This is a genomic window from Ornithinimicrobium humiphilum, assembly GCF_006716885.1.
In the GTDB taxonomy this organism is placed as follows: Bacteria; Actinomycetota; Actinomycetes; order Actinomycetales; family Dermatophilaceae; genus Ornithinicoccus; species Ornithinicoccus humiphilus.
The window spans coordinates 1,573,210-1,599,256 of record NZ_VFPU01000001.1 but is presented as its reverse complement, the minus strand read 5'-3'; the positions used below and the strand labels follow the sequence as shown (position 1 = coordinate 1,599,256).

At 72.7% G+C, this 26,047-nt stretch carries 23 protein-coding genes and 1 pseudogene; 8 read left to right on the top strand and 16 right to left on the bottom strand.

The window, feature by feature from the left end:
* Position 1: 1 nt before the first annotated feature.
* From FB476_RS07315 to FB476_RS07300, 4 genes are all read right to left on the bottom strand, one after another.
* Positions 2-1,243 carry a glycosyltransferase gene (locus tag FB476_RS07315; protein WP_141818192.1) on the bottom strand — a complete coding sequence of 414 codons (1,242 nt, stop codon included), beginning with the start codon at positions 1,241-1,243 and terminating at the stop codon, positions 2-4.
* Positions 1,240-2,211, bottom strand: coding sequence for a Gfo/Idh/MocA family protein (locus tag FB476_RS07310; RefSeq protein ID WP_141820014.1), 972 nt, complete (start codon positions 2,209-2,211; stop codon positions 1,240-1,242). Before FB476_RS07310 ends, FB476_RS07315 begins: the two co-directional genes overlap by 4 nt.
* A gap of 104 nt (positions 2,212-2,315) precedes the next feature.
* Positions 2,316-3,443: a DegT/DnrJ/EryC1/StrS family aminotransferase gene (locus tag FB476_RS07305; protein WP_141818191.1), complete on the bottom strand. Its 1,128-nt coding sequence runs from the start codon at positions 3,441-3,443 to the stop codon at positions 2,316-2,318.
* Positions 3,440-4,042: an acyltransferase gene (locus FB476_RS07300; protein WP_141818190.1), complete on the bottom strand. Its 603-nt coding sequence runs from the start codon at positions 4,040-4,042 to the stop codon at positions 3,440-3,442. The genes FB476_RS07305 and FB476_RS07300 overlap by 4 nt, the downstream gene beginning before the upstream one ends.
* A 60-nt stretch (positions 4,043-4,102) precedes the next feature.
* Here FB476_RS07300 and FB476_RS07295 point away from each other — a divergent pair, with 60 nt between their 5' ends.
* Both FB476_RS07295 and FB476_RS07290 read left to right on the top strand, forming a co-directional pair.
* On the top strand, positions 4,103-4,786 hold the full coding sequence (locus tag FB476_RS07295; protein ID WP_202876926.1) for a glycosyltransferase family 2 protein: 684 nt from the start codon (positions 4,103-4,105) through the stop codon (positions 4,784-4,786).
* 13 nt (positions 4,787-4,799) lie between these two features.
* Entirely contained in the window at positions 4,800-5,186 is a 387-nt protein-coding gene (locus FB476_RS07290; RefSeq protein WP_141818188.1) for a DUF2304 domain-containing protein, read from the top strand.
* Between the two features lie 37 nt (positions 5,187-5,223).
* Here the strand turns inward: FB476_RS07290 and FB476_RS07285 are convergent, their stop codons facing one another.
* Positions 5,224-6,000 (bottom strand): inositol monophosphatase family protein, encoded by a 777-nt coding sequence (locus FB476_RS07285; protein ID WP_141820012.1) that lies wholly within the window; start codon positions 5,998-6,000, stop codon positions 5,224-5,226.
* A gap of 194 nt (positions 6,001-6,194) precedes the next feature.
* On the opposite strand from FB476_RS07285, the gene FB476_RS07280 reads away from it, so the two are divergent.
* Complete coding sequence (locus FB476_RS07280; RefSeq protein ID WP_238329600.1) at positions 6,195-7,058, top strand: serine protein kinase RIO; 864 nt, start codon at positions 6,195-6,197, stop codon at positions 7,056-7,058.
* A gap of 4 nt (positions 7,059-7,062) precedes the next feature.
* On the opposite strand, the gene FB476_RS07275 is transcribed toward FB476_RS07280, so the two are convergent.
* The 5 genes from FB476_RS07275 to FB476_RS07255 all read right to left on the bottom strand — a co-directional run bounded on the left by FB476_RS07275 (position 7,063) and on the right by FB476_RS07255 (position 12,208).
* Entirely contained in the window at positions 7,063-7,491 is a 429-nt protein-coding gene (locus FB476_RS07275; RefSeq protein ID WP_141818186.1) for an OsmC family protein, read from the bottom strand.
* Between the two features lie 129 nt (positions 7,492-7,620).
* Positions 7,621-8,793: a phosphatase domain-containing protein gene (locus FB476_RS07270; RefSeq protein ID WP_141818185.1), complete on the bottom strand. Its 1,173-nt coding sequence runs from the start codon at positions 8,791-8,793 to the stop codon at positions 7,621-7,623.
* Positions 8,794-8,839: 46 nt separating this feature from the next.
* Positions 8,840-9,793: a diacylglycerol/lipid kinase family protein gene (locus FB476_RS07265; protein ID WP_170233564.1), complete on the bottom strand. Its 954-nt coding sequence runs from the start codon at positions 9,791-9,793 to the stop codon at positions 8,840-8,842.
* A 13-nt stretch (positions 9,794-9,806) separates the two neighbouring features.
* On the bottom strand, positions 9,807-11,738 hold the full coding sequence (dxs, locus tag FB476_RS07260; RefSeq protein ID WP_141818183.1) for a 1-deoxy-D-xylulose-5-phosphate synthase: 1,932 nt from the start codon (positions 11,736-11,738) through the stop codon (positions 9,807-9,809).
* Positions 11,739-11,848: 110 nt separating this feature from the next.
* A complete protein-coding gene (locus FB476_RS07255) occupies positions 11,849-12,208 on the bottom strand; it encodes a hypothetical protein (protein WP_141818182.1) in 360 nt (119 codons plus the stop codon).
* Between the two features lie 143 nt (positions 12,209-12,351).
* On the opposite strand from FB476_RS07255, the gene FB476_RS07250 reads away from it, so the two are divergent.
* The 5 genes and pseudogenes from FB476_RS07250 to FB476_RS07230 all read left to right on the top strand — a co-directional run bounded on the left by FB476_RS07250 (position 12,352) and on the right by FB476_RS07230 (position 16,621).
* The gene (locus FB476_RS07250) at positions 12,352-13,332 is read left to right on the top strand and encodes a siderophore ABC transporter substrate-binding protein (RefSeq protein WP_141818181.1); all 981 of its coding nucleotides are present in this window, start codon (positions 12,352-12,354) and stop codon (positions 13,330-13,332) included.
* An 80-nt stretch (positions 13,333-13,412) separates the two neighbouring features.
* Positions 13,413-14,399, top strand: coding sequence for an ABC transporter permease (locus FB476_RS07245; RefSeq protein WP_141818180.1), 987 nt, complete (start codon positions 13,413-13,415; stop codon positions 14,397-14,399).
* Positions 14,392-15,432, top strand: coding sequence for an iron chelate uptake ABC transporter family permease subunit (locus FB476_RS07240; protein WP_420359353.1), 1,041 nt, complete (start codon positions 14,392-14,394; stop codon positions 15,430-15,432). Before FB476_RS07245 ends, FB476_RS07240 begins: the two co-directional genes overlap by 8 nt.
* Positions 15,429-16,181, top strand: a pseudogene (locus FB476_RS07235) (iron ABC transporter ATP-binding protein); the annotation flags it as partial. The gene FB476_RS07240 and the pseudogene FB476_RS07235, both read left to right, overlap by 4 nt.
* Before the next feature lie 119 nt (positions 16,182-16,300).
* Positions 16,301-16,621, top strand: coding sequence for a DUF2218 domain-containing protein (locus FB476_RS07230; protein ID WP_141818178.1), 321 nt, complete (start codon positions 16,301-16,303; stop codon positions 16,619-16,621).
* Positions 16,622-16,692: 71 nt separating this feature from the next.
* Here the strand turns inward: FB476_RS07230 and FB476_RS07225 are convergent, their stop codons facing one another.
* The 6 genes from FB476_RS07225 to FB476_RS07200 all read right to left on the bottom strand — a co-directional run bounded on the left by FB476_RS07225 (position 16,693) and on the right by FB476_RS07200 (position 25,930).
* Positions 16,693-17,010: a hypothetical protein gene (locus FB476_RS07225; RefSeq protein WP_141818177.1), complete on the bottom strand. Its 318-nt coding sequence runs from the start codon at positions 17,008-17,010 to the stop codon at positions 16,693-16,695.
* 32 nt (positions 17,011-17,042) lie between these two features.
* Complete coding sequence (locus FB476_RS07220; protein ID WP_141818176.1) at positions 17,043-18,710, bottom strand: LLM class flavin-dependent oxidoreductase; 1,668 nt, start codon at positions 18,708-18,710, stop codon at positions 17,043-17,045.
* Between the two features lie 19 nt (positions 18,711-18,729).
* Positions 18,730-19,611: a VOC family protein gene (locus FB476_RS07215; protein WP_238329599.1), complete on the bottom strand. Its 882-nt coding sequence runs from the start codon at positions 19,609-19,611 to the stop codon at positions 18,730-18,732.
* Positions 19,612-19,644: 33 nt separating this feature from the next.
* Positions 19,645-22,596 (bottom strand): helix-turn-helix transcriptional regulator, encoded by a 2,952-nt coding sequence (locus FB476_RS07210; protein ID WP_141818175.1) that lies wholly within the window; start codon positions 22,594-22,596, stop codon positions 19,645-19,647.
* 68 nt (positions 22,597-22,664) lie between these two features.
* Entirely contained in the window at positions 22,665-22,856 is a 192-nt protein-coding gene (locus FB476_RS07205; protein WP_141818174.1) for a hypothetical protein, read from the bottom strand.
* 254 nt (positions 22,857-23,110) lie between these two features.
* Positions 23,111-25,930 (bottom strand): aconitate hydratase, encoded by a 2,820-nt coding sequence (locus FB476_RS07200; RefSeq protein WP_238329598.1) that lies wholly within the window; start codon positions 25,928-25,930, stop codon positions 23,111-23,113.
* Between the last annotated feature and the right edge of the window lie 117 nt (positions 25,931-26,047).

Genomic DNA, 26,047 nt, shown 5'->3' with positions numbered 1-26,047 from the left:
GTCAGGTGAGATCCGCCAGCCCCCGCAGCACGACCCGCGCCGCCTCCCGGCCCGTCGCGGCCAGGCTCCGGTGCTCGCGCACCCAGGCGACCCGGCGTGCCGCGGCGGCCTCGTCCCGACCGGCGCGCAGCGCCCGCACCATCGCGGCAGCCACCTCGTCGACGTCGTAGCCGACCGCCTCGCCCAGGTCGTGCTCCCGCACGTCGACCGCGGCAGGACCCGGTCCGGCGAAGACGACCGGGGTGCCGCAGGCCAGGGCGGCGATGACCTTGGTGGGATAGGCGAAGTCGTAGCCGACGCCGGGCCGCACGGACACCAGCGCGGCGGCGGCCGCCCGCTGCCACGCGGCCGCCTCGCGCGCCGGGGCGAGCGGTCGCAGCTCGAGTGCCCCGGGCGGCAGCTCGGCGCGGACCCGCTCCAGGGCGGGCCAGGACGAGCCCTGGCCGAGGAAGACCAGCCGGGCGTCCGGGACCTCCCGGACGACCGTGCGCATGGCCTCGGCGAAGATCTCGGCGCCCTGCCACTCCGAGGCGGTCCCGGCATACACGAGGTATGGCGTGCTCGGCGCGTCCTCGGGACGGTCGCCCTCCGGGGTGAAGACCGTGGTGTCGATGCCGTTGGGGACGACGGTGACGGGGGCGTCGGCGCCGGCGAGGGCGCGCACCCGGTCGGCGACGCCGTCCGAGACCGCGACCACGTCGCGCGCGCCGCGCAGGGCGAAGGTCTCCACCAGGCGCATCAGCGTCACGACCGGTGCCGGCGCCCCCATCGAGGCGGTGGCGTCGGACCACACGTCGGCGGCGTAGTAGACGTAGGGCACCGGCCGGCGGCCGCGCAGCCGACCGGCCAGCCCGCGCACGCCGAGGGCGACCCGTGTCACGGCGCCCGTCGTCGGCGGCGGCTCGACCACGACGACGTCGGGCCGGGGCGTGACGAGCATCCGCAGCGCCAGGGGAAGGTCGTAGGAGAGGTAGGGCAGGTAGCCGCGCACGTAGCCCGTGGCGTCGCGCAGCACCGGCCAGCGGGAGACCTCCACGCCGGGCTCCGCCTCCTGCGCCGCGGCCCGCAGCCGCGGCGGCGGGGTGGCCGTGAGCACCCGCACCCTCGCGTGGTCCGCCAGGGCGTGGACCAGCGCGCCGAGGCGGAAGGTCGCGGCCGCCGACTCCGGCGCCCAGATGCGCGAGGCCAGCAGGACCGCCGGGCGGCGACGGCGGTCGGACCCGGCCGCTGCGCCCCCGGTCACAGGCTGACGGTCTCGCCGGTGGAGGCGGAGGCGAGGACGGCCTCGACGACGGTGAGGGTGTGCACGCCCTCGGCCATCGAGACGACCTCCGAGGGCCGGCCCCACAGGGCGTCGCGGAAGTTCTCCTGCTCCACCCGCAGCGGCTCGCGGCGGGAGATCGCGTAGCGGATCGAGTCACCCTCGGACACCCCGCGGAACTGGCGGTCCAGGTCCCACTCGGACGTGACGTCGCCGTTGGCGACGAAGGTCAGGTCGCCGGTGAGCGTGTTGGCCACGAACGCGCCCCGCTCGCCGGTCACGACGGTCTGGCGCACCTTCATCGGCGAGAGCCAGTTGACCGTGTGCGCGACGATCACGCCGTTGCGCAGACGTCCGGTCGCCACGACCATGTCCTCGTGCTCGCGCCCCGAGCGGTGCGCGACCTGCCCGGCCACCCGCTCATACGGCGAGTCGGCCAGCCACGCGGTGAGGTCGATGTCGTGGGTGGCGAGGTCCTTGACCACGCCCACGTCGGCGATCCGGCCCGGGAACGGGCCCTGCCGCGAGGTCGTGATCTGGTAGACCTCCCCCAGCTCACCGGCCCGCATCCGCCGCCGCATCTCCAGCAGCGCCGGGTTGCACCGCTCGACGTAGCCCACCGCACCGACCAGACCGGCCTTGGCGAACGCCTGGGCGACGCGCCGGCCCTCGGTCGCGGTCGCCGCGATCGGCTTCTCGACCATCGTGTGCACCCCGGCCTCGCACAAGGCCAGCGCGACCTCCTCGTGCAGGTAGGTCGGCACCGCCACCATCGCCGCGTCGATGCCCGCGGCGATCAGGGCGTGCACGTCCGGGAGCACCTCGAGCTCGCCCGCGACCCCGTGCCGGTCACCGGAGGGGTCCGCGACGGCGACGAGCTCCATACCCTCCACCTCGCGGATCACCCGCGCGTGGTGACGACCCATCGAGCCCAGCCCGATGAGGCCCATCCGGATCGTGCGGCCCTCCTCGAGGACGGCCGTGGGGGTCTCGCCGACCGGCACGCCCGAGGCGGCCGCGACCGCCTCCGAGCCGACGCCGGGCTCGTCCGCGCTCACGCTCCGGCCCCGACGACGGCGTGGACCGCGGCGGCGACGCGCTCGAGGTCGCCCTGCGACAGCGAGGGGTGCACCGGCAGGCTGATGACCTCGGCCGCCGCGCGGGCGGTCTCGGGCAGCTCGTGCGCCGGCGCGAAGCGCGCGAGGGAGACCAGCTCGTGGTTGGGCGTGGGGTAGTAGACCCCGCACCCGACCTTGTGCTCCTCGCGCAGCGCGGTGACCACCCGGTCCCGCTCCGCCGCCGACGCACCCTCGATGCGGATCGTGTACTGGTGGTAGACGTGCGTGCAGCCCTCGCGCACCGGCGGCACCACCACCACGTCACCCAGCGCCTCGTCCAGCCACGCGGCGTTGGCGCGGCGAGTCTCGGTCCAGCCCCACACCTTCGTCAGCTGCACCCGCCCGATCGCGGCGTGGATGTCGGTCATCCGGTTGTTGAGCCCGATGACCTCGTTGGCGTACTGACGCTCCATACCCTGGTTGCGCAGCAGCCGCACCCCCCGGGCGATGTCCTCGTCGGCGCAGGCGACCATGCCGCCCTCGCCGGAAGTCATGTTCTTCGTCGGGTAGAGGCTGAACATCGCGAACACCCCGAAGGACCCCACCGGCGACCCGTGGTAGCTCGCACCGTGCGCCTGCGCGGCGTCCTCGAAGAGCGCCAGCCCGTGCTCGGAGGCGACCGCGCCCAGCCCGTCCATGTCCGCCGGGTGACCGTAGAGGTGCACCGGCATCACCGCCGCGGTCCGCTCCGTGATCGCGGCCCGGACCGACCCCGGGTCCAGGTTGAAGGTGTCCGGGCTGATGTCGGCGAACACCGGCGTCGCACCCGTCAGCGCCACCGCGTTGGCGGTCGCGGCGAACGTGAACGACGGCACGATGACCTCGTCCCCCGCGCCGATGCCCGCGGCCAGCAGACCCAGGTGCAGCCCCGAGGTGCCCGAGTTGACCGCCACGCACTCACGGCCACCCACCAGCACCTGCGCGAACTCCGACTCGAAGGCCGCGACCTCCGGCCCCTGCGCCACCATCCCCGAGCGCATCACCCGGTCCACCGCCGCCCGCTCCTCATCCCCGATGATCGGCCTCGCAGCAGGGATCATGGGCAGGTCCTCGGTCGCGGTCATGCGTCGTTCTCCTCGGTGAGGGAGCCGTCGAGCTCCCGGTACAGGGTCCCGGTCGTGGGGCAGCGCCACTGCCCGGGCGTGGTGGTCTGCTCCAGCGGGTGACCGGCGCGCCCGACCCACCCGACCTGGCGGGCGGGGACGCCCACCATGAGCGCGTGCGCGGGCACGTCACGGGTGACGACCGCACCGGCCGCCACGGTCGCCCAGGCGCCGATGCGCACCGGCGCGACGCAGACCGCGCGGGCGCCGATCGAGGCCCCCTGGCCGATCGTCACGCCGACCGCCTCCCAGTCGGAGGCGTCCTTGAGCGAGCCGTCGGGATTGATCGCCCGCGGGAAGGTGTCGTTGGTCAGCACGGCCGCGGGGCCGATGAAGACGCCGTCGGCCAGCTCGGCCGGCTCGTAGACCAGCGCGTAGTTCTGGACCTTGCAGTGGTCGCCCATCCGGACGCCGGTGCCGACGTAGGCGCCGCGCCCGATGACGCACCCCCGCCCGAGCACGGCGCCCTCGCGCACCTGCGCGAGGTGCCAGATCGAGCTGTCCTCACCCACGGTCGCCTCCGGCGACACGTCGGCGCTGTCCACGATGCGAGTCGTCACACCACTCCTAGATCGGGCCGTTGCCGGGCATCCCGGCCTGCGTGCGGGACAATGACGGGTATGACCCTACCGTCCCGTCTCGACGACGCCTGGTTGGTCATCCCCCTCTACAACGAGGCCACCGTCGTCGAGGAGGTCGTGCGGGCCGCCCGCGAGACCTTCCCCAACGTGGTCTGCGTCGACGACGCCTCGACCGACGACTCCGCCGCCCGGGCGAGGGCCGCCGGGGCCGTCGTCGTGAGCCACCCCTTCAACCTCGGTCAGGGCGCGGCGCTGCAGACGGGGCTGCGCTACGTGCTCGAGGCGACGGACGCGGCATACCTCGTGACGTTCGACGCCGACGGCCAGCACCGCACCGAGGACGCCGCCGCGATGGTGCGGCGCGCCGAGGAGGAGGACCTCGCGGTCGTCTACGGCTCGCGCTTCCTCGACGACCGGACGCAGCCGGGGTTGCTGAAGAAGCTCGTGCTCAAGGCGGCGGTCTTCCTCACCAACCAGCAGACGGGGGTGCGCCTCACCGACGCCCACAACGGGCTGCGGGTGATCCGTCGCGACGCCGCCGAGCAGCTGGACCTGCGCCAGAACCGGATGGCGCACGCCACCGAGATCGTGCTGCAGCTCGGGCGGACCGGCCTGCCCTGGGCCGAGCACCCGGTGCACATCATCTACAGCGACTACAGCAAGGCCAAGGGTCAGTCGCTGATCAACTCGGTCAACATCCTCGTCGACACGCTGCTGAAGTGAGGGAGCGACCGCCATGCTCGACCAGCCCCTGATCAAGATCGTCCTGCTGCTGGCCGTCGTCGTCATCACGGCGATGCTCAACCGGTCGACCGCCGACTCGCGCCACCAGGCCGTGCGGCGGCTGCTGCTCATCGCGTTCGTGATCCTCGCCGCGATGGCCGTGCTCTTCCCGCGGCTGCTCACGCAGGTCGCGCAGTTCCTGGGCGTCGGGCGTGGTGCCGACCTGCTGCTCTACGGCCTGACGGTCTTCTTCCTCGGGTATGTCGCTTCCTCCTACCGGCGCATGCGTCACATGGAGCAGCAGGTCACCACGCTCGCTCGCGAGCTGGCGCTGCGGGCGGCGATCCACGACGCGCGGGAGCACCCGAGGCCGGGTTCTGGGGAGACGCAGGGCGACTGACGTCGGCCGGAGGCGGCCTCCTCGGACGTGATCCTCCTCAGAGGTGGCGGCGGAGGGTCTCGTAGACCTCGCGGCCCTGGGCGACGACGATCCCCCTGGGGCGGCAACGCGGCGTGTAGGGCTCCCCGTCCGTCGTGCCGACGTGGCCGCCGACCTCGGTGACCATGAGCGAGCCGGGCGCGTGGTCCCAGGGCATCGTGCCGCTGTAGACGATCGCGTCACAGGCCCCGGTCGCGACCTTGGGGTAGTCGACGCCGCTGCAGACCCAGGTGAGCGTGAGCGGCCCGGTCTCTCCGAGCATCGACCCGATCATTGTCCGGGTGGAGGTGCGGACGTCCCAGTCGCGCGGGTCCGTCGAGGGCGCGCGAAGGTCGGGGACCCGATCGCCGTTGCACCAGAGCCCGGCCCCGCGCTCGGCGACGAAGGCCGTCCGGTGCTGGGGCTGCCAGATCCAGGCCCGGACCGTCTCGCCGTCGCGGACCTCGGCGGCCATGACCGCGTGGTCGGGCGAACCGTGGACGAAGTTGCGGGTGCCGTCGACCGGGTCGACCGTGAAGGCGTGGTCGGCGGCCCGGAACTGCTCCAGCAGCGAGGCGTCCTCGGCGTAGGCCTCCTCCCCCAGGACCAGCGCGTCGGGGTAGGCCGCGCGCAGCGCCGCGGTGATGAGCACCTCGGCCTCACGGTCGGCGATCGTCACCCAGTCGCCCGGGTGGGTCTTGGAGGTGATCTCCCCGTCCTCGAGCGCCCTGAAGCGCGGCGTGATCACCTCCTCGGCGGTGTCCTGCAGGAGGGTGAGCACGGCGTCGGTGTCCATCGGCACGGCACCAGCGTGTCATGAGGGGACGGGGCAGAAAAATGCGTTGCGCGCCGGCGCGCACCCCGGGCACGCTCGTGCCCTCGACCAACGCACCGGCAGACGGCCGGCGCCCGGAGGAAGGAGGCCGCAGATGTTCGTCGCTGTCCGCAGCCTGCCCACTGCACCGTTCTTCCCTTCCTCCAGGAGCACCGTTGACCCTCTCGCACGAGCACCCCACAACGGGTGACCTCGACCTCTTCTTCACCTTCGACTACGTCCCGCTCGACCAGCCCGAGGTCGCGACCCCGGACCGACGCCCCACCACCTGGTGGGACGTCGAGCGCGGCGACCGCGGCCCCGAGCCACGCCCCGACTGGGTGGTGGTCGACGCGGGCGCCGTCGACACCGAGCTCGGCATCCTCAAGACCGGCAAGGAGGCGGACGTCTTCCTGCTGGAGCGCGCCGCCGAGCTGACCGGGGAGGCGTGCCTGCTCGCGGCGAAGCGTTACCGCGACGCCGACCACACCTCCTTCCGACGCAGCGCCCTCTACACCGAGGGCCGCGGGGTGCGCCGCAGCCGCGACCAGCGAGCGCTCGCCAAGGGCACCACCTACGGCCGGCAGGTCGCCTCGGGCATGTGGGCCCGCGCCGAGTGGACGGCCCTGTGCGCCGCCTGGGCGGCGGGTGTCGCCGTGCCCTATCCGGTGTGCGTGCAGGGGACCGAGCTGCTGCTGGAGTTCGTCGGGACGCCCGACGGCCTGGCCGCACCACGGTTGGCCCAGACCCGGCCGGCGGACGACCTGCTGGACCACGCCTGGCACCAGGTCCGGGAGATCGTGCTCGGCCTGGCCGGGCTCGGCTGGGCGCACGGGGACCTCAGCCCCTACAACCTGCTGCTGCACGACGAGGTCGTCGTCGCCATCGACCTGCCGCAGGTGGTCGACCTGGTGGCCAACCCCTCGGGCCCCGAGCTGCTGCACCGCGACTGCTCGGTCGTGGCGGCGTGGTTCGGGGCCCGGGGGCTCGAGGCCGATGGCGAGGCGCTCTTCGCGGAGGCCCTCGCCGAGGCCCTCTAGCCGGTCAGGCGAGCTCGGCCGTCAGCGTGATCTCGGTGCCGGCGAGCGCCTGGGAGACCGGGCAACCCGCCTTGGCCTCCTCGGCGATCCGCTGGAAGTCCTCGGCGCTGATGCCGTCGACCTGGCCCCGGACCGTGATGTGGATGCCGGTGATGCCCTCGCCTCCGACGAACGAGACGTCGGCGCGGGTGTCGAGCTGGGTCGGCGGGGTGCCGAACTTGTCGAGCATGTTGGAGAAGGCCATCGAGAAGCAGGCCGAGTGCGCTGCGCCGATGAGCTCTTCGGGGTTGGTCGTGCGCTCACCGTCCTCGGTGCGGCCCTTCCAGGTCATCTCGAAGCTGCCCAGTCCCGAGGTCTCCATGCGGGTGGTGCCAAAGCCCTCGAACAGGCTGCCCTGCCAGGTCGTGCTCCCCGTGCTCACCTTCGGTGCCATGCGTGCCTCCTTCGGCTGCGGCCGGGCCGTCCGGCCGTCCCGGACCATCCTGCCGCGCGCCCTCGGCGCCCGCCACAGCACCGGACGGGTCGACCCACCGGAGTGGAACCCGCCGACCGGCCCTGCGGCTCACGACAGCGCGGCGACCGCCTCCACGTCCGCGGCGAGGTCGCGCTCGAGACGCTCGCGCTGCGCCGCGTCGAGCTCCAGCTCGGCGATCCCCTTCCGGGTGGCCTCGACGACCGTCTGCGCCTGCTCGGCGCGGATCAGCCCCAGCCGCAGCGCGTGCGCGGCCGCACCCGCATAGGTGTCGAAGGCGTGCACGCCGTCCTGGGCGAGCTCGGCCCTGGCCTCGCGGGTGAGGTCGGTGACGTTGTGCAGCAGCGTGGCCACGATGTGGTCGGGGTCGCGCCGGTGCATCTCGGCGCCGACCTGGGCGTCCGCCTGGCCGCTGTCCCCGATGAACACCATCCGGCACTCGGGGAAGAGCTGCCGGTCCCGGTCCATGTTGAGGATCTTGCGGTCGGCCATCCGGGCCTTGGTGTGGAGGTTGAGGATCGAGCCGCCCATCACCGAGTGCGGTGGAAGCCCGAGGGTGGACAGGTCGTTGCGGGTGTAGCGCTCGACGAGCCCCCGCGGGCCGCCCGGCCGGGCGGTGACGAAGGTGAGGTCGCCGGCCCGGTTGGGCTTCTCGGCGGCACCGTCGTCGAGGGCCTGCAGCAGCTCGACCACCCCGGGGTAGATCGTGCCCCGCGGGTAACGGTCGTCGTGGATCGCGCACTTGACGGTGTCGTCGATGTCGCACAGCACCCGCAGGTCGGAGTTCGGGTCGACGTGCGCCTGCTCCGCGAAGTGCTCGAGCAGCGTCTCACGCAGGTCCTCGTCGATCTCCTCGAAGACGAGGTGCTCGAGGTCGTGGTGGTCGCGGGTGGAGTTCAACCGGTACTTCAGGTCGTGGAAGGCCGTGCCCGTGCGGCTGAGCAGCACCTCGGTGATCAGCTCCTGGTGCGTGCGGGGCGTCGGCCCGACGTGGAGCGCGGCGAGGAGCACGGCGAGCGACTCCAGCGACAGGGCGTCGCGGCGCTCGCGCAGCAGCAGGGTCATGAGCTGGGTCCGGTTGTCCGGCCCCCACACGTGGTTGTCGACGTCCCCGATCAGGTCGTCCACGTCGAGGTCGGCCAGCACGTCGTCGAGCTCCTCCGGCGGGGCGCTGCGCAGGATCTCGATCACCTGCGCCTCGGCCTCGGCGTCGGTGCGCCAGCCGTCGGTGAGGTCGATGATCTGCTGGGCACGGGGGTGCATCGGGCTCCTTCGGGGCCGGGCGGCGGGCGGGGGTCGCGAGGTGGGCTCAGCGGGCGACGTTTAGCGCGCCGGCGAGCACGGTGACCCGGGCCCTCACGATATCGGGGACCACGTCGCCGTCGACCTGGGCGAGCACCGGCTCGGGCGACTCCACCACGAGCGTCCGCCCCGACCGGTAGCGCAGCGCCGGGTGGTCGTGCGGCGCCACCCGCCCGGTCCCGGTCGCAGCGATGCGCGCCCAGTCGGCCAGGTTGCGTGGCGAGACGAGTACGGTGTGCAGCTCTCCGTCGTCGAGGGAGGCGCCCGGCACCACCCGCATCCCGGCCGGCAGCCGGGCCGCGTTGACGGCCAGCAGGCTCCACAGGGGGCCGGCGTCGACCGGCTCCCCGTCGAGGGCGAGGCGCAGCGCATGACCGGGGCTCCCCAGCCGTCCGAGACCGGGCAGCAGGTAGGCCAGCCAGCGCAGCCCCGCCTTGGCGCTCGGTCGCACCGCAGCGAGCGTCGCCGCGTCGTGCCCGAGACCCGCGAGGACCAGGAAGGGATGGTCGGCCGCTTCTCCCCCGGGCCCCTCGAAGCGGGCGTGCCCCAGGTCGGTCGGTCGCCCCGCGCCGGTCACGGCCAGCCGGGCTGCGCGGCGGACGTCCGCGACGGGCAGCAGCGCGCTGCGGGCGAAGAGGTTGGCGGTGCCGGTCGGCACCACGCCGAGCGTTGGCCGGGCAGGACCCACCCGGGCGTCGTCACCGTCGTCCGGTGACCGCTCCCCCAGAACGCCCGCCACCAGGCGCACCGTGCCGTCACCGCCGGCGACCACCACGCGCTCGACCCCGGCCTCCCGGGCCTGCCGGGCCTGGGCCCCGCCGGGTTGCTCGACGGTGGTGGGCAGGATCCACGGATTCCCCAGCCCGGCGTCGCGCGACGCGTGGGTCACCGCCTCGACGGCCGTTGCGGACGCACGCGAGACAGGGTTGACGACGAGCGCGACGCGGGGCGTCGGAGCCACGCCAGGCCTCGGCTCAGGCGGGGGCGAGGCGGGCGACGAGCGAGGTGGCGACGGAGTCGGCGGTGAGACCGACCCGCTCGAGGACCTGGTCACGCGACCCGTGGTCGAGGAACTGGTGCGGCAGGCCGTAGGCGTGCACCGGCACGGTCAGACCCGCCTCGGAGAACGCCTGGGCGACGCGGTCGCCCACACCACCCACGAGTCCGTCCTCGACCACGGCGACGGCCCCGGCCGAGCGCGCCAGGTCGACCAGGTCGGGGCTCACCGGGAGCACCCAGCGCGGGTCGACGACGCGCACGCTGCGGCCCTGGGCCTCCAGCTTGTCGGCGACCTCGAGGGAGGTGGCGGCCATCGAGCCGACCCCCACGAGCAGCAGGTCGACGGGCTGCCCCGCCGCGCCGGCCTCGTCCCCCGATTCGTCCGCCGCCCCCTCGTCGGCGCCGAACGCGGGCATCGGGTCGCGCAGCACGTCGACCCCGCCCACGGTGCGCACGGCCTCGAGCGGGGCACCCACGGTGCCCTTCGGGAAGCGCACGACGGTCGGGGCGTCGTCGACGGCCACGGCCTCGCGCAGGGCGAGCGCGACCTGCTGGCCGTCACGGGGCGCGGCCACGCGCACCCCGGGGACGAGGCCGAGCAGGCGCAGGTCCCACATCCCGTTGTGGCTCGCGCCGTCGGTGCCGGTGACGCCCGCGCGGTCGAGGACGAAGGTCACGCCCTGCCCGTGCAGCGCGCAGTCCATGAGCAGCTGGTCGAAGGCCCGGTTGAGGAAGGTCGCGTAGACGCAGACGACGGGGTGCAGGCCGGTGAACGACAGCCCGGCCGCCATGGTGACGGCGTGCTGCTCGGCGATCCCGACGTCGAAGACGCGGTCCGGGAAGCGCTCGGCGAAGGGCTGCAGCCCGACGGGGATGAGCATGGCCGCGGTGAGCGCCACGATGTCGTCGCGCTCCTTGCCCAGCCGCACCAGCTCGTCGCTGAACTCGTCGGTCCAGCTGCGCCCGGAGAGCTCCAGCGGCAGGCCGGTCTCGGGGTTGATCTTGCCGACGGCGTGGAAGCGGTCGGCCTCGTCGGCCGTCGCCGGGTCGTAGCCGTGCCCCTTCTCGGTGATGGCGTGGACGAGCACGACGCCGCCGAAGTCGTGCGCGCGGCGCAGCGCCGTCTCCATGGCCTCCACGTCGTGGCCGTCGACCGGGCCGAGGTACTTCAGGCCGAGGTCCTCGAACATGCCCTGCGGGCTGACGATGTCCTTGAGGCCCTTCTTCATGCCGTGAAGGGTCTCGTAGACCTGCTTGCCCACGACCGGCGTCCGGTTCAGCTGCCGCTTGCCCCAGGACAGCATGTTCTCGTAGCCCGGCTTGGCCCGCAGCGAGGCGAGGTAGTCGGCCATCCCGCCACGGGTGGCGGCGTAGGAGCGCTCGTTGTCGTTGATGACGATGATGAGCGGCAGGTCGCGGTTCTCGGCGATGTTGTTGAGGGCCTCCCACACCATGCCGCCGGTGAGCGCGCCGTCACCGATCACCGCCACGGTGTGCCGGTCGCTCTCGCCGCGCAGCCGCCGGCCGTTGGCGATGCCGAGGGCCCAGGACAGCGAGGTCGAGGCGTGGGAGTTCTCGATGACGTCGTGGTCGGACTCCGCCCGCGACGGGTAGCCCGAGAGGCCGCCCTCCTTGCGCAGGGTCGAGAAGTCGTGGCGCCCGGTGAGCAGCTTGTGGACGTAGCCGATGTGACCGGTGTCGAAGAGGATCGTGTCGCGCGGGGAGTCGAAGACCCGGTGCAGCGCGATGGTCAGCTCGACGACCCCCAGGTTGGGGCCGAGGTGGCCACCGGTGCGGGAGACGGAGTGGATCAGGTAGTCGCGGATCTCGTCGGCGAGGACGTCGACCTGGGACGGCGTCAGCCGCTTCAGGTCGCTCGGCCCGCTGATGGTGCGCAGGAGTGCCACGGCTCTCGCCCTCTCGTCGTCTCGACCACGTCCGCGCGACGCACCGTCAAGGACCACGTCACGAACCCCGCCAGTGTAGGTGCCGGACGCTGAGGAGTCGCTGTGCACGCTCAGGAACGGAGGGGCGCCCGCAGGCGCAGCGCCTCGAGCAGCAGCCCGGCCGCCCGGTGCGCCGCGCGCAGCCGCAGCCCCTCGCGCGCCAGCGAGTCGAGCACGTCGGCGAGGCTGCCGGGAGGCAGCAACGGACCGAGCTCCGGACGCACGTCGCGCCAGGCGCCCCGCATCGCCTCCAGCTGGGCCTCCAGGTGGCGGGTCGCGACCCACGCCAACGCGGCCGGGTGCCGACGCCAGGCGGCGTAGGCGCGGTAGTCGGCCGGGCACTGGTCGAGCAGCCACGACACCGCCGCCTCCTCCCACCCGGGCACCCCGGCCGGGGGCACCCGGTCCGGCCAGCCAGGAGGTCCGCTCATACGAACAAGTGTACGACTGTCCCACCCACGGGCATGACCTTGATCACATTGGCAAGACCCGACTGTCGTTAATGCTCACGACTGTGGTTAGGCTTGCCTCACTGTCACCGCCGACCCCCACTTTCTCCGGAGGCCATACCCGCATGCGTGCACCCGCCCTGATCGCCCTCGCCGTCGCCGGCTCCCTGACCCTCGCCGCCTGCGGGTCCGACGCCGACACCGGCACGGAGGCCGAGGCCGCCGACACGACCACCATCGAGGTCGAGGACAACTTCGGGACCCACACCATCACGGTGCCCCCGCGCTCGGTCGTCGCGACCGACAACCGCACCTTCGAGACGCTGGACGCCTGGGGCGTCGAGCTGACCGCCGCCGCGGTCGCCCTCATGCCGAGCTCGATCGGCTACAAGACCGACGACTCGATCATCGACCTGGGCACGCACAACGAGCCCGACCTCGAGGCCGTCGTCGCCGCCGAGCCCGACGTCATCCTGGCCGGCCAGCGCTTCGCGCAGTACCGCGAGGACTTCATCAAGCTCGCGCCGGAGGCCGCCGTCCTCACGCTCGACCCGCGCGAGGGCGAGGACCTCGCCGAGGAGCTCAAGCGCCAGACCACGATCCTGGGCTCGATCTTCGGCAAGGAGTCCGAGGCCGAGGCGCTCAACGCCGACCTCGACGCCGCCATCGAGCGCGCCCGCGCCGCCTACGACCCGGCCGACACCGTCATGGCCGTCATCACCTCCGGCGGCGAGATCGGCTATGTCGCCCCGGGCGTCGGCCGCACCCTCGGCCCGGTCTTCGACATCCTCGGCATGACCCCGGCCCTCGAGGTCGAGGGCAGCGAGGACCACCAGGGCGACGACATCTCGGTCGAGGCGATCGCCGCCTCCAACCCCGACTGGATCCTCGTCATGGACCGTGACGCCGCCGTCTCCGCCGACGACCCGGCCTACACCCCGGCCGCCGAGGTCCTCGAGGACAGCGAGGCGCTGGCCAACGTCACCGCGGTGAAGGAGGACCGGATCGTCTACCTGCCCGCCGACACCTACACCAACGAGGGCATCCAGACCTACACCGAGTTCTTCAACACCCTGGCCGACGCCCTGGAGGCCGCGGCCCGCTGAGCCGGTAGGGTCGCGGGGCTCCGCACGCCGGAGCCCCGCGGCCGCACGGCCCGCCCGACCGCCCTCCCCGAAGGCCTCGTGTGACGACCACCACGTCCCCCCGCCCGCCGCAGACCCGGCGGCGGCTGTTCGACCCCAAGCTCCTCCTCGGCATCGCCGGGGTGGGGCTTCTGCTCGTGCTGTCCCTCCTCACCGGCGTCTACGACATCTTCGGCGCCGAGGACGGCGCCCAGATGTTCGCGATCACCCGGATCCCCCGCACCATCGCCCTGGTGCTGGCCGGCGCCGCCATGGCCATGTGCGGCCTGGTCCTGCAGCTGCTCACCCAGAACCGCTTCGTCGAGCCCACCACGACAGGCACCACCGAGTGGGCGGGCCTGGGCCTGCTCGCGGTCATGATCGCCATGCCGGACGCCAGCATCCTCACCCGGATGATCGGCGCGGTGGTCGCGGCCTTCGTCGGCACGATGGTCTTCTTCCTCTTCCTGCGCCGGGTGTCGCTGCGCAGCTCGCTCATCGTGCCGATCGTCGGCATCATGCTCGGCGCGGTGGTGGGCTCGATCTCGACCTTCATCGCGCTGCAGACCGACATGCTGCAGAGCCTGGGCGTCTGGTTCGCCGGCAGCTTCACCTCGGTGCTGCGCGGCCAGTACGAGGTCCTCTGGGTCGTCGCCCTGGTCGTCGTCGCGGTCTTCGTCGCCGCCGACCGGTTCACGGTCGCGGGCCTGGGCGAGGAGATCGCCACCAACGTCGGCCTCAACTACAACCGCATGGTGCTCATCGGCACCGCCCTCATCGCCGTCGCGACCGGGGTCGTCACGGTCGTCGTGGGCAACCTGCCCTTCCTCGGCCTCATCGTGCCCAACGTGGTCTCGATGGCCCGGGGCGACGACCTGCGCAGCAACCTGCCGTGGGTGTGCCTGCTGGGCATCGCGATCGTCACGGTCTGCGACCTCGTGGGCCGCACGATCATCGCGCCCTTCGAGGTGCCGGTCTCGCTGATCCTCGGCGTCATCGGCGCGGTCGTCTTCATCACCCTGCTCCTGAGGCAGCGTCGTCGTGGCTGAGGCGACCATCTCCCCCACCGCGCCGGCCCGCCGCCGCGAGTCCGGCCCGCTGCCCGGCCCCCACGCCCGGCGGCGCTACGCGCTCGTCCTCCTCGGTCTGCTGACGCTCGCGCTGCTCCTCGGCGGCGGTCTGCTGACCTGGGACAACCCGATGCCCTACGGCACCCCCGGTTTCTGGCGGATCGCCGAGATGCGGGCGACGAACATCGTGGTCATGGCGGTCGTCGCGATCTGCCAGGCCGTCGCCACGGTGAGCTTCCAGACCGTGACCAACAACCGCATCCTCACGCCCTCGATCATGGGCTTCGAGTCGCTGTACGTCGCCGTGCAGACCAGTGCCGTCTACCTGCTGGGCGTCTCCGGAGTCGTGGTCCTCGCCGGGCTGCGGCAGTTCGTCCTCATGGTCGTGCTCATGGTGGTGCTCTCGCTGCTGCTCTACGGCTGGCTGCTGTCCGGGCGCTACGGCAACATCCAGGTGATGCTGCTCATCGGCATCATCCTGGGCGCCGGCCTCGGCTCGGTGTCGACGTTCATGCAGCGTCTGCTCAGCCCGAGCGAGTTCGACGTCCTCACCGCCCGGCTCTTCGGCTCGGTGAGCAACGCCGACCCCAGCTACCTGCCGGTGGCGATCCCGCTGTGCCTCGGGGCCTCGCTGCTGCTCTGGCTGGGCTCGCCCCGCCTCAACGTGCTGGCGCTGGGCAAGGAAACCACGCTCAACCTCGGGCTCAACCACCGCTTCGAGACCATGCGCGTGCTCTTCCTCGTCTCGGTGCTGATGGCGACGTCGACCGCGCTCGTGGGTCCGATGACCTTCCTCGGCTTCCTCGTGGCCACGCTGGCCTACCAGTTCGCCGACACCTACGACCACCGGCGTATCTTCCCGGTGGCAGCGCTGACCGGTTTCGTCGTCCTCGCGGGCGCCTACTTCGTCATGCGCAACATCTTCTACGCCCAGGGCGTGGTGTCGATCATCATCGAGCTCGTCGGGGGCTCGGTGTTCCTCTACGTCATCCTCAGGAAGGGACGACTGTGATCCGCCTGACCTCGGTCCGCAGGGACTACAGCGACGAGGTGTCCATCGGCCCGGTGGACCTGGAGATCCCCCGTGGCGGGATCACCGCGCTCATCGGCCCCAACGGCGCCGGCAAGTCGACGCTGCTGACGATGATCGGCCGCCTCCAGGGGCTCGACGACGGTGTCATCGAGGTCGCCGGCTACGACGTCACCCGCACCGCCTCCGGCGACCTGGCCAAGATCCTGTCGATCCTGCGCCAGGAGAACCACTTCATCACCCGTCTGACGGTGCGCCAGCTCGTCGGCTTCGGCCGCTTCCCCTACACCAAGGGGCGCCTGACGGCCGCGGACGAGGAGATCATCAGCCAGGCCCTCGGCTTCCTCGAGCTCGAGGACCTCGAGGGTCGCTACCTCGACGAGCTCTCCGGCGGCCAGCGCCAGCGCGCCTACGTCGCGATGGTGCTCGCCCAGGACACCGAGTACCTGCTGCTCGACGAGCCGCTCAACAACCTCGACATGCGCCACGCCGCGGCCACCATGGGCCTGCTCCGCCGCGCGGCCGACGAGCTCGGCAAGACCGTGGTCGTCGTGCTCCACGACATCAACTTCGCCTCGGCCTACGCCGACCACATCGTCGCCATGCGCGACGGGCAGGTCGTGGCGCTGGGCTCCCCCGCCGAGATCATGCACCGCACCGTGCTCCAGCAGGTCTTCGACATGGACATCCACGTCCAGGACCTGCACGGTATGCGGCTCGGCATCTTCTGGACCCCGGGCGCCCCGGTGCCCACCGCCCCGCCCGTCGGCCCGGGCGCTCTGACCGAGCCCGTGCTCGAGGCCGAGCTCGAGCGCCCCACCCACCCCGTCCCCGCAGGAGAGCAGCAGCGATGACCGACACCACCACCCTCGACGTGACCCGCACCGCACTGGTGGCGACCGACACCCCTGCCCGCTGGGCCAAGCAGCTCGCCTCGCACCTGGGCCGCCCGGGCAAGATGACCGTGGAGGAGACCGACCGCGGCCCGCAGCTGGCCATGGCCTTCGACGACCAGCAGGCGACCTGCCTCATGGACACCACGGCCGCGGACACCCTGGGTCTGCACGTCGCCAGCTCCACCGAGGAGGCCGCCGAGCGCATGACCCGCGTCGTCGGCAGCCACCTGGAGCGCTTCGGCGCCAAGGTCGGCCTCACCGTCACCTGGGGCTGAGCCCTCCCGCCGGACGGTGGGGCACGACCCCTCTGGCCGGCCCGTGCCGGGCGGGTCGGTCGACGCCCGGCTCACGGCAGGCCGCGGTGCTCCGACCACAGCTGGCCCGCCCGCCGCGCCCCTTCCTCGACCAAGGCCCTCAGCTCGGGCCGGTCGGGCACGCGGAACGACGTGTAGGCCCCGCGCCCGCCCGCGGTCGGCCGCCCGTAGGCCTTCGCGGCCAGCCCACCGTCGGGCAGCAGACGCACGTTGAGCGAGCTCAGCTCGAACTCGACACCGCGACGTTCGTCGGTCCACCGGAGGTGCTCGGGGACCGTGACGTTGATGGCGAGGGCCGAGACGACGACCTCGGCAGCCTCGCCGGTCGGCTCATCGGGTACAGCATCCATGCCCCGATGCTGGCACGCGGCCGGGCGCCCCGTCAGGCGAAGCCGTGGCGGGCCAGCGGCCCGCCGAGCTCCCGCTCCTCGTAGGCCAGGTGCGACAGCAGGGTGTCGGTGAGCAGGTCGACGCTGCGCCCCAGCTCGTCCAGGGCCCTCCGCCCGTGCTCGCCGTAACCCTCCTCGTCGGCGAGCGCCACGAGGGCCCGGTCGAGCTGGTCGAGGACGTCGGCGATCACCTCGTGCTCCTCGTGCAGCCTGTCCAGCACGGGTCCCACCGTGGGCTCGGCCCGCCGCAGGTGCGGGAAGACCGAGCGGTCCTCCAGCGTGTGGTGGCCGGTGACGATGCGGCAGTAGGACTGGCAGAAGGCACCGAGCGTCCAGGTGTTCTGGCGCATCGCCATCGTGTTGATGACCGAGCGGGCCTGACCGACCTCGAGGTGCCCCGCCCGCACCTGGTCCACGATGTCGCGGACCCGCGCCAGCTCGCCCCGCAGGTGGTCGTGGATGTCGACCAGGTGCTGCGGCGCCGCGAGCTGCTGCGCGGTGTATGCCGTGGGCGCGCCGGGCGGCTCCGGAGCGGTCGGGCGCGCGGCCTCGTCCCACTCGAGCTCGCCGGTCAGGCGGGTGCCGTCGTCCGGGGTCGGCCGGAAGACCGACCCGGCCTGGGTCACCCCGGCGGCGGGGATGCCCGCACCACCGGGAGCACCCGCTTCGCCGGAGGCGCTGGCACCACCGGAGGCGATCGCGCCACCGGCAGCACCGACATCGATCTGCTCCTGAGCACCACCCTCGACCTCGTCGACCTCGGTCGCCGCGGCCCGCTCCCGCCCGGCCGAGACCAGGTCGCGCACCATCGGCCCGACCTCCTCGCCGAACACCCGCACCGCGCGCGCGTCGTCGGTGGCCAGGATGAAGGTCGACATCCCCTCGCCCAGCGCCAGCCCGGCCAGCTGCTCGGCCCAGTCAGCGGGCGTCCCGTGCAGGCCGCCGCGGCCCGAGGCCGGGCCGAAGGTGCCGTGGACGTTGTAGAGCCGCACCACGTCCTGCGGGGCGCGACCTGCCTTGCGGGCAGCCTCGTCGATGCGGGCGTTGGCCTCGGCGAGACGCTCCGGCGGCAGGTAGCCCATGCTCGGCAGCCAGCCGTCGGCCAGCCGGCCGGTGACCCGCTGCATGCGGGGCCCGTAGGCGCCGATCCAGATCGCCGGCTCCCCCGCCGGGGCGGGGCCGGAGTGCAGACCACGGATGCGGTAGTGCTCCCCGTCGACGCGCACCGCGCCCTCTCCGCGCCAGACCTGCCGGACGACGTCGATCGCCTCGACGAGCGCGTCGACGGCCTCGCCCGGCGTCCGGCGCGGGCCACCGGCCGCCGCGATCGCGTCCCAGAACGCCCCGGTTCCCAGACCCAGGTCGGCACGACCGCCCGACAGCAGGTCGAGGGTAGCGACGGCGCGGGCGAGCACGACCGGCTGGTGCAGCGGCAGGCTGGCCACGTTGGGACCGACCCGCACGCTCGTGGTGCGGGCGGCGATCCACGACAGCAGCGTCCAGCTGTCGACCTGCCGGGCGTTGTAGGGGTGGTCCTGGACCGTGACCAGGTCGATCCCCGAGGTGTCGGCGACCTCGGCCAGCGCGACCGCGCGTTGCGGGTCGGCCGCGTCGGGCGTGGGGAAGATGCCGAGCCGGATGTCGTGGCCGTAGTCGGTCATGGCTCCAGAGCCTGCCAGGTCAGGAGCCGGCGACGGTGACCCGGATGAGGTTGGCCCACGGGTCCTCGAAGGAGACCGTGCGGCCGTCGTCGGCTGCCTGCACCCCGTAGTGGCGCATCCGCTCGGCGAGCTCCCCCACGTCGTCACCGGTCGGCAGCTCGATGTCGACCTGCCCCAGGCCCAGGGTGGGGAACCGGCGACCGGCGCCACGGCTGTTCCAGACGTTCATGGCCATGTGGTGGTGGTATCCGCCGGCGCTGACGAAGAGCGCCTGGTTGCCCAGCTCGGCGGTGGTGTCGAAACCGAGGCGGTCGACGTAGAACTCCTTGGCGGTCCGGGTGTCGCCCACCGACAGGTGCACGTGCCCGACCTCGGCGTCGCTCGTGCCCGGCTCCTCGAGCGCCTGCGGCGTGAGGTGCTGGCGGAGGAAGTCGTTGGGGTCGAGGTAGAGGGTCGCCATCTCGACCTGGCCGTGCACCCAGCTCCACTGCGTGCGGTCGCGGTCCCAGTAGAGCTCGATGCCGTTGCCCTCGGGGTCGTCGAGGTAGAACGCCTGGCTCACCAGGTGGTCGGCGCTGCCGGTGAAGCGCTGCGGCGCCTTCTGCGCGACGGAGGCGAGCACGGCGGCCAGGTCGGTCTGGGTCGGGAAGAGGATCGCGGTGTGGAACAGGCCGGCCGAACCGGGGGCCGCGTGCCGCAGCTGGGGGCTGTGGCGCAGGATGACGATCGGCGTCCTGCCGCGGCCGAGGGTGACGACCGGGCCCTCCTCGGAGAGCACCTGCAGCGTGATCACGTCACGGTAGAAGGCCGTCATGCCCGCCAGGTCGGCGACGTCGAGGGTCACCGGACCCATCGCGGTGTCGGCGGCGAGACGGTCGGGGCGTGCGGTCGGGGCGGTCATCGGATCCTCCATGTGTATGACGTGTCACCTATCTTAACCCATGCGGTCGCCGCTTTCTTCCGCCGCCAGCTCCAGCCCCAGCCGTCCGGCCAGCACCGCGGCCTCGGTCCGGCTCGTCGCCCCGAGCTTGCGCAGGATCGCCGAGACGTGGACGCTCGCGGTCTTGTCGCTGATGAAGAGCCGCTCCCCGATCTGCCGGTTGGTCAGGCCCAGCGTGACGAGGCCCAGCACCTGCTGCTCGCGCGTGGTGAGCTCCAGCGGCCCCGCGGCGCGCCCCGGCCGCTCGGTCCCGGACCGGGACGCCAGCTCGTCGACGAGACGACCGAGCCGCACCAGTCCGTGCTGCTCCGCCAGCGCGGTCGCCCCGGCCAGGGCGTCGGCCGCCCCCGCCCGATCGCCCGCGGCCAGCTGGGCCTCGGCCAGGCGGTAGAGGGCGTAGGCGTGCTCGGGGAGCGGCACACGTCCGCCCGCCGCGGCGCGCACCGCCTCCTCCCAGGCGGCGACATCGGTCCCGTCCCGGCCAGGGCCGGACAGCTCGGCCTCGAGCAGCGCGCCCCAGACCGCCTTGACGTCCCACGTGGGAACCCCTGCGAAGACCGTGCGCAGGCGCTGCTCCGCCTCGTCCGGGGTCAGGTCTCCGAGCACCGCACCCCCGCGCCGCGCGGCCGCGACCACCGCCGCACCGGTCGCCAGGAGGGCGTAGGACGACCCCGGCAGGACCTGGGGGTGACGGTCGAAACGGTCCACCGTCGACCAGGCACGCAGCAGGTCGCCCCGGGCGAGCGCGAGGCGGGCCGGGGCCAGGGCCAGGGCCATCGCGTCCTCGGCGTCGTTGTCGGCGGCCGTCTCGAGCAGGGCGCCCGCGTCGTGCAGCACCTCCTCGGCGGCGACCAGCTCGTCCCGGACGAGGTGCAGCTCGGCCCGGTGGCAGGCCTCGTAGGCCCCGACCAGGCCCCAGGGACGCATGGTCCGCACCCGGTCGAGGAGCGCCTCGGCCTCGTCCCACCGGCAGAGCGCGAGCAGGGCGGCGACCGCGGAGAGCCCGATCGACAGGCCCCAGCCCCGCTCCATGCCGAGATCCCGCGCCACGGCCTGGCCCCGCAGTCCGGCCTCGATCGCCTCCTTGTAACGTCCCGTGGCCCAGAGCAGCATCGCGCGGCGCTCGGCGTCGCGCAGCACCGCGCTGGGGTCGTCGCCCGCCTCGGCCACCGCCTCGTCGAAGATCGCGACGGCGGTGTCCGTGTCGCCCTCCCACGCGCGGACGGAGCCGAGGTTGGTCAGGGCGCGGACCAGCTCCACCCGGGCCCGCTCCTGCACGTCGGGATCGGTGGCCTCCGCCTGGAGGCGCCGCGCGTCGGCAGCGACCTCCTCGAGCAGGTCGGCCGACCCCAGGTCCCCCTCGAAGGCGCGCACCAGCGCCACGCCGCAACGGACCCTCAGACGCACGACACGGTCCTCGTCCTCGTCCCCCTGGGGGAGGTGGGCCAAGGCCTGCTCGCCCAGCTCTCGCGTGCCGGGTCGACCGTGGGCGTGCCAGACCACCATCGCCTCGTGCAGCAGCGGGGCGTAACGGCGGCGGTCCTCGCGCGGGCATTCCGCCAGCCCCTCCTCCATCACTGCCAGGGCCCGCGCGTCCCCCGCCTCGTCGTAGTCGACCGCCGTCTCCACGAACAGGTCGGCCCGCTCCAGACCGGCGACCGCCGCCGCGTCGGGCACCTGCGGCCACAGCTCCAGGGCGCGCTCCCCCAGCCGCGCGGCGCTCCCGGGCGCGCCCGCGGCACGGGCCTCGCGCTGCGCGGCCAGCGTCGCGGCGAAGGCGCGGGGCAGGTCGTGAGCGAGCAGCCAGTGGTGGGCGACCTCGGCCGCCCGCGTGGCGACGTCCGGACGGGCCTCAAGGGCGGCGGCGTAGCGCGCGTGGTAGCGCACCCGCTCGCCCGGCAGCAGCTCGTCGTGCACCGCCTCCTGGGTCAGCGCGTGACGGAAGGAGTATGCCGTGCCGCTGGTGGTGAGCACCTGCGCGGCCACGGCCTCACGCACCGCGGCCTCGAAGTCCTCCGCGGCGCCGTCATGGACGGCGGTCACGAGGTCGTGCTCGACCGTGACGCCACCGGCCGAGAGCAGTCGGACGACGGCCTGGGTGGCCTCGCCGAGGTGGGCGTAGCGGGCGAGCACGAGGTCGCGCAGCGTCTCGGGCAGGGACCCCACCCCCACGCCCTGCAGCCCCACGAGCTCCTCGACGAAGAACGGCACGCCCTCGCTGCGTTCGAGGAGCAGGTCGAGCGCGGCGGGATCGAGCCGCTCCCCGCGGATGAGAAGGGCCAGCTCTGCTGCGGCCTCGGTGTCGAGCCGGCGCAGCTCGAGGCGGGTCACGGCGCGGTCGCGCTCCAGCTCGAGGAGGACAGGGCGCAGCGGGTGGCCGCGGCCCACGTCGTCGGTGCGATAGCTGAGCACCACCAGCGCCCGGGAGTCGCGGAGGGTGGCGAGCAGCGACCGCACCAGGCCGAGCGTCGCGACGTCCGCCCAGTGCACGTCCTCCACGAGGAGCACCAGCGGGGCACGCCGCGACAGCTGTGCCACGAGCTGGCCGACGATGTCGTGCAGCTGCTCCTGGGCCACCTCCTCACCGCTGGCGCCCTCCCCCGCCAGCTCGGGCACGAGAGCGCTCAGCAGGTGGCCGGCCGGACCCGCCGCCTCCACGACCGACCCCGCGCCGAAGCGGCCCACCAGGTCGCGCAGCACGGCGCGCACCGGGGCGAGCGGGCTGCCCAGCGTCCCGATGGCGACGCACTGCCCACGCGCGACGACCACGTCGTCCCCGAGGCCCTCGACGAACTCGTCGAGGAGCCGCGTCTTGCCGATGCCGACCTCGCCGGCCACCACGACACCACGTGGCGCACCCGACGTCGTCGCCAGGTGCGCCTCGTGCAGGGCCGCCAGGTCACGGTCGCGGCCCACCATGACCGGGCTGGTCGCGGGTGTGCGCATGGCCCATGCTTGCACCTGGGCGGCCTGGTGACCAGGGTCGACGCGGGAGCCCTGGTCCGTCCCGGTGGTCACCGGGCCGGGTGGAGGACCAGCGACAGACGGGCCAGCAGCGCGGGCCGACGACGGACGACCTGACCGACCGGGTCGGTGCTGCCGGCGGCCCGCGCGGCGGCGGTGCGGCGGTGCTCCAGGTCGCGGGTGAGGCTGCGCTCACGCTCGGCAGCGACGGACTGTGCGGCGAAGAGGTCGAGCTGTCCCATGGTTCCTGCTCCTTCGAGTGGGTGTCCCCGTCCTTCGGGGTTGACTCCACACTCGTCCCTGAGGCGGGGCCCGCGGATCGGGCAGGTGCCCTATCTTTCGGGACCGCATACCCCGGGGACGCCGCCTAAGGGCCCCTTAGAGGCCCCCGGTCCCACCTCGGTCCGCCGAGGTGCCGCCGCACGCCGCCCACCGGGCACGGCGACGCCCCGCCGACCGGGTGGTCGACGGGGCGTCGTGGATCAGCCGTGGTGCGTCAGGCGCTGACCAGGGACCGCAGCACGTACTGGAGGATGCCGTCGTTGCGGTAGTAGTCGGCCTCGCCGGGGGTGTCGATGCGGACCACCGCGTCGAAGTCCACCGTCTCGCCGGACTCCTTGGTGGCGGACACCTTGACCGACTTCGGCGTCGTTCCGTCGTTGAGGGCGGTGATGCCGGAGATCGCGTAGGTCTCGGTGCCGTCCAGGCCGAGGGACTCGGCGTTCTGGCCCTCCGGGAACTGCAGCGGCAGCACGCCCATGCCGATGAGGTTGGAGCGGTGGATGCGCTCGTAGGACTCGGCGATGACGGCCTTGACGCCAAGCAGGCGGGTGCCCTTGGCGGCCCAGTCGCGCGAGGAGCCCGAGCCGTACTCCTTGCCGGCCAGGATGACCAGCGGGGTGCCCTGCTCGGCGTAGTTCTGCGCGGCGTCGTAGATCGTCTCCTGCGGGGCGCCCTCCCGGGTGAAGTCGCGGGTGAAGCCGCCCTCGACGCCGTCCAGCAGCTCGTTCCTGAGCCGGATGTTGGCGAACGTGCCGCGGATCATCACCTCGTGGTTGCCCCGGCGCGAGCCGTAGGAGTTGAAGTCCTTGCGCTCGATGCCGTGCTCGGACAGGTACTTGCCCGCGGGGCTGTCGGCCTTGATCGAGCCGGCCGGGCTGATGTGGTCGGTCGTGACCGAGTCTCCCAGCTTGGCCAGCACGCGCGCGCCGGAGATGTCCTCCACCGGCGACGGCTCGCGCTGCATGCCGTCGAAGTAGGGGGGCTTGCGCACGTAGGTCGAGTCCTCGGCCCACTCGAAGGTGTCGCCCGCCGGGGTGGGCAGCGACTGCCAGCGGTGGTCGCCCGCGAACACGTCGGCGTAGTCCTCGGTGAACATGTCGCGGCTGATCGAGGTGGCGATCGTCGCCTCGACGTCGTCCGGCGAGGGCCAGATGTCCCTGAGGTAGACGTCGTTGCCGTCGGTGCCCTTGCCCAGCGGCTCGGCCTCGAAGTCGAAGTCCATCGTGCCGGCCAGGGCGTAGGCGATGACCAGCGGCGGGGAGGCAAGGTAGTTCATCTTCACGTCCGGGTTGATCCGGCCCTCGAAGTTGCGGTTGCCCGACAGGACGGACACGACGGCCAGGTCCTTGTCGTTCACCGCCTTGGACACCTCGTCGATGATCGGGCCGGAGTTGCCGATGCAGGTGGTGCAGCCGTAGCCGACCAGGTGGAAGCCGAGCTTCTCCAGGTAGGGCCACATGCCGGCCTTGTCGTAGTAGCCGGTGACGACCTTGCTGCCCGGGGCCATGGAGGTCTTGACCCACGGCGGCACGGACAGACCCTTCTCCACGGCGTTCTTGGCCAGCATCGCGGCGGCCATCATCACCGAGGGGTTGGACGTGTTGGTGCAGGAGGTGATCGAGGCGATCGCCACGTGGCCGTGGTCGATCTGGACCTCCTGGCCGCTGATGCTCACGGTCGCCGGGTTGGTGACCCGGTCGCCGTTGAGCAGCGCGGAGTGCTCGGGGCGCCCGGCCTCCTCGGACTCCTCGGTGGCGTCGTGCGACGGGGCGTCGGAGGCCGGGAAGGTGTCCTGCAGCTCCTTGTCCACCGAGCTCTTGAGGATGCCGTTGCCGTCGACCACGTAGTTCTTGAGGTCGGCGCGGAACTGCTTCTTGGCGTTCGTGAGCTCGATGCGGTCCTGCGGACGCTTCGGGCCGGCGATGGAGGGGACGACCGTGGACAGGTCGAGCTCGAGGTACTCGCTGTAGCGGGCCTCCTTGCTCGGGTCGGCCCACATGCCCTGCTCCTTGGCGTAGGCCTCGACCAGGGCGACCTGCTCCTCGGAGCGGCCGGTCAGGCGCAGGTAGTCGAGCGTGACCTGGTCGATCGGGAACATCGCCGCGGTCGAGCCGAACTCGGGGCTCATGTTGCCGATCGTGGCGCGGTTGGCCAGCGGCACCTGGGCGACGCCCTCGCCGTAGAACTCGACGAACTTGCCGACCACACCGTGGTCGCGCAGCATCTCGGTGATCGTCAGCACGACGTCGGTCGCGGTCGCACCGGACGGGATGGAGCCGGAGAGCTTGAAGCCGACGACGCGCGGGATGAGCATCGAGACCGGCTGGCCGAGCATCGCGGCCTCGGCCTCGATGCCGCCGACGCCCCAGCCCAGCACGCCCAGGCCGTTGACCATGGTGGTGTGCGAGTCGGTGCCGACCAGGGTGTCGGGGTAGGCGAGCAGCTCGCCCTCGACCTCGCGGGTCATGGTGACGCGGGCCAGGTGCTCGATGTTGACCTGGTGGACGATGCCCGTGCCCGGGGGCACGACCTTGAAGTCCTCGAAGGCGGTCTGGCCCCAGCGCAGGAACTGGTAGCGCTCGCCGTTGCGCTCGTACTCGATCTCGACGTTGCGCTCGAAGGCGTCCGGGCGACCGAAGACGTCGATGATGACGGAGTGGTCGATGACCAGCTCGGCGGGGGCGAGCGGGTTGATCTTCGTCGGGTCGCCGCCGAGGTCGCCCATCGCCTCGCGCATGGTGGCGAGGTCGACGATGCAGGGGACACCGGTGAAGTCCTGCATGATCACGCGGGCCGGCGTGAACTGGATCTCGGTGTCGGGCTGCGCGTCCTTGTCCCAGCCGGACAGGGCGCGGATGTGGTCGGCCGTGATGTTGGCGCCGTCCTCGGTCCGCAGCAGGTTCTCCAGCAGCACCTTCAGGGAGTACGGGAGCGTCTCGGCACCCTCGAGGCCGCCGATGCGGTAGATGCCATAGCTCCGGTCACCCACCTCCAGGGTGCCCTTGGCACCGAAGCTGTTCGGGTTCGTGCTCACGTTCGCTCCTTCGACTCGCGTGCTATTTATCTCGACATCAAGATATCTGACCGGGCCGCCGGAGGCAAAACTCCGACACGCGCACCTGGGGCCCATCCTGCCGCATGGTCAACCGGC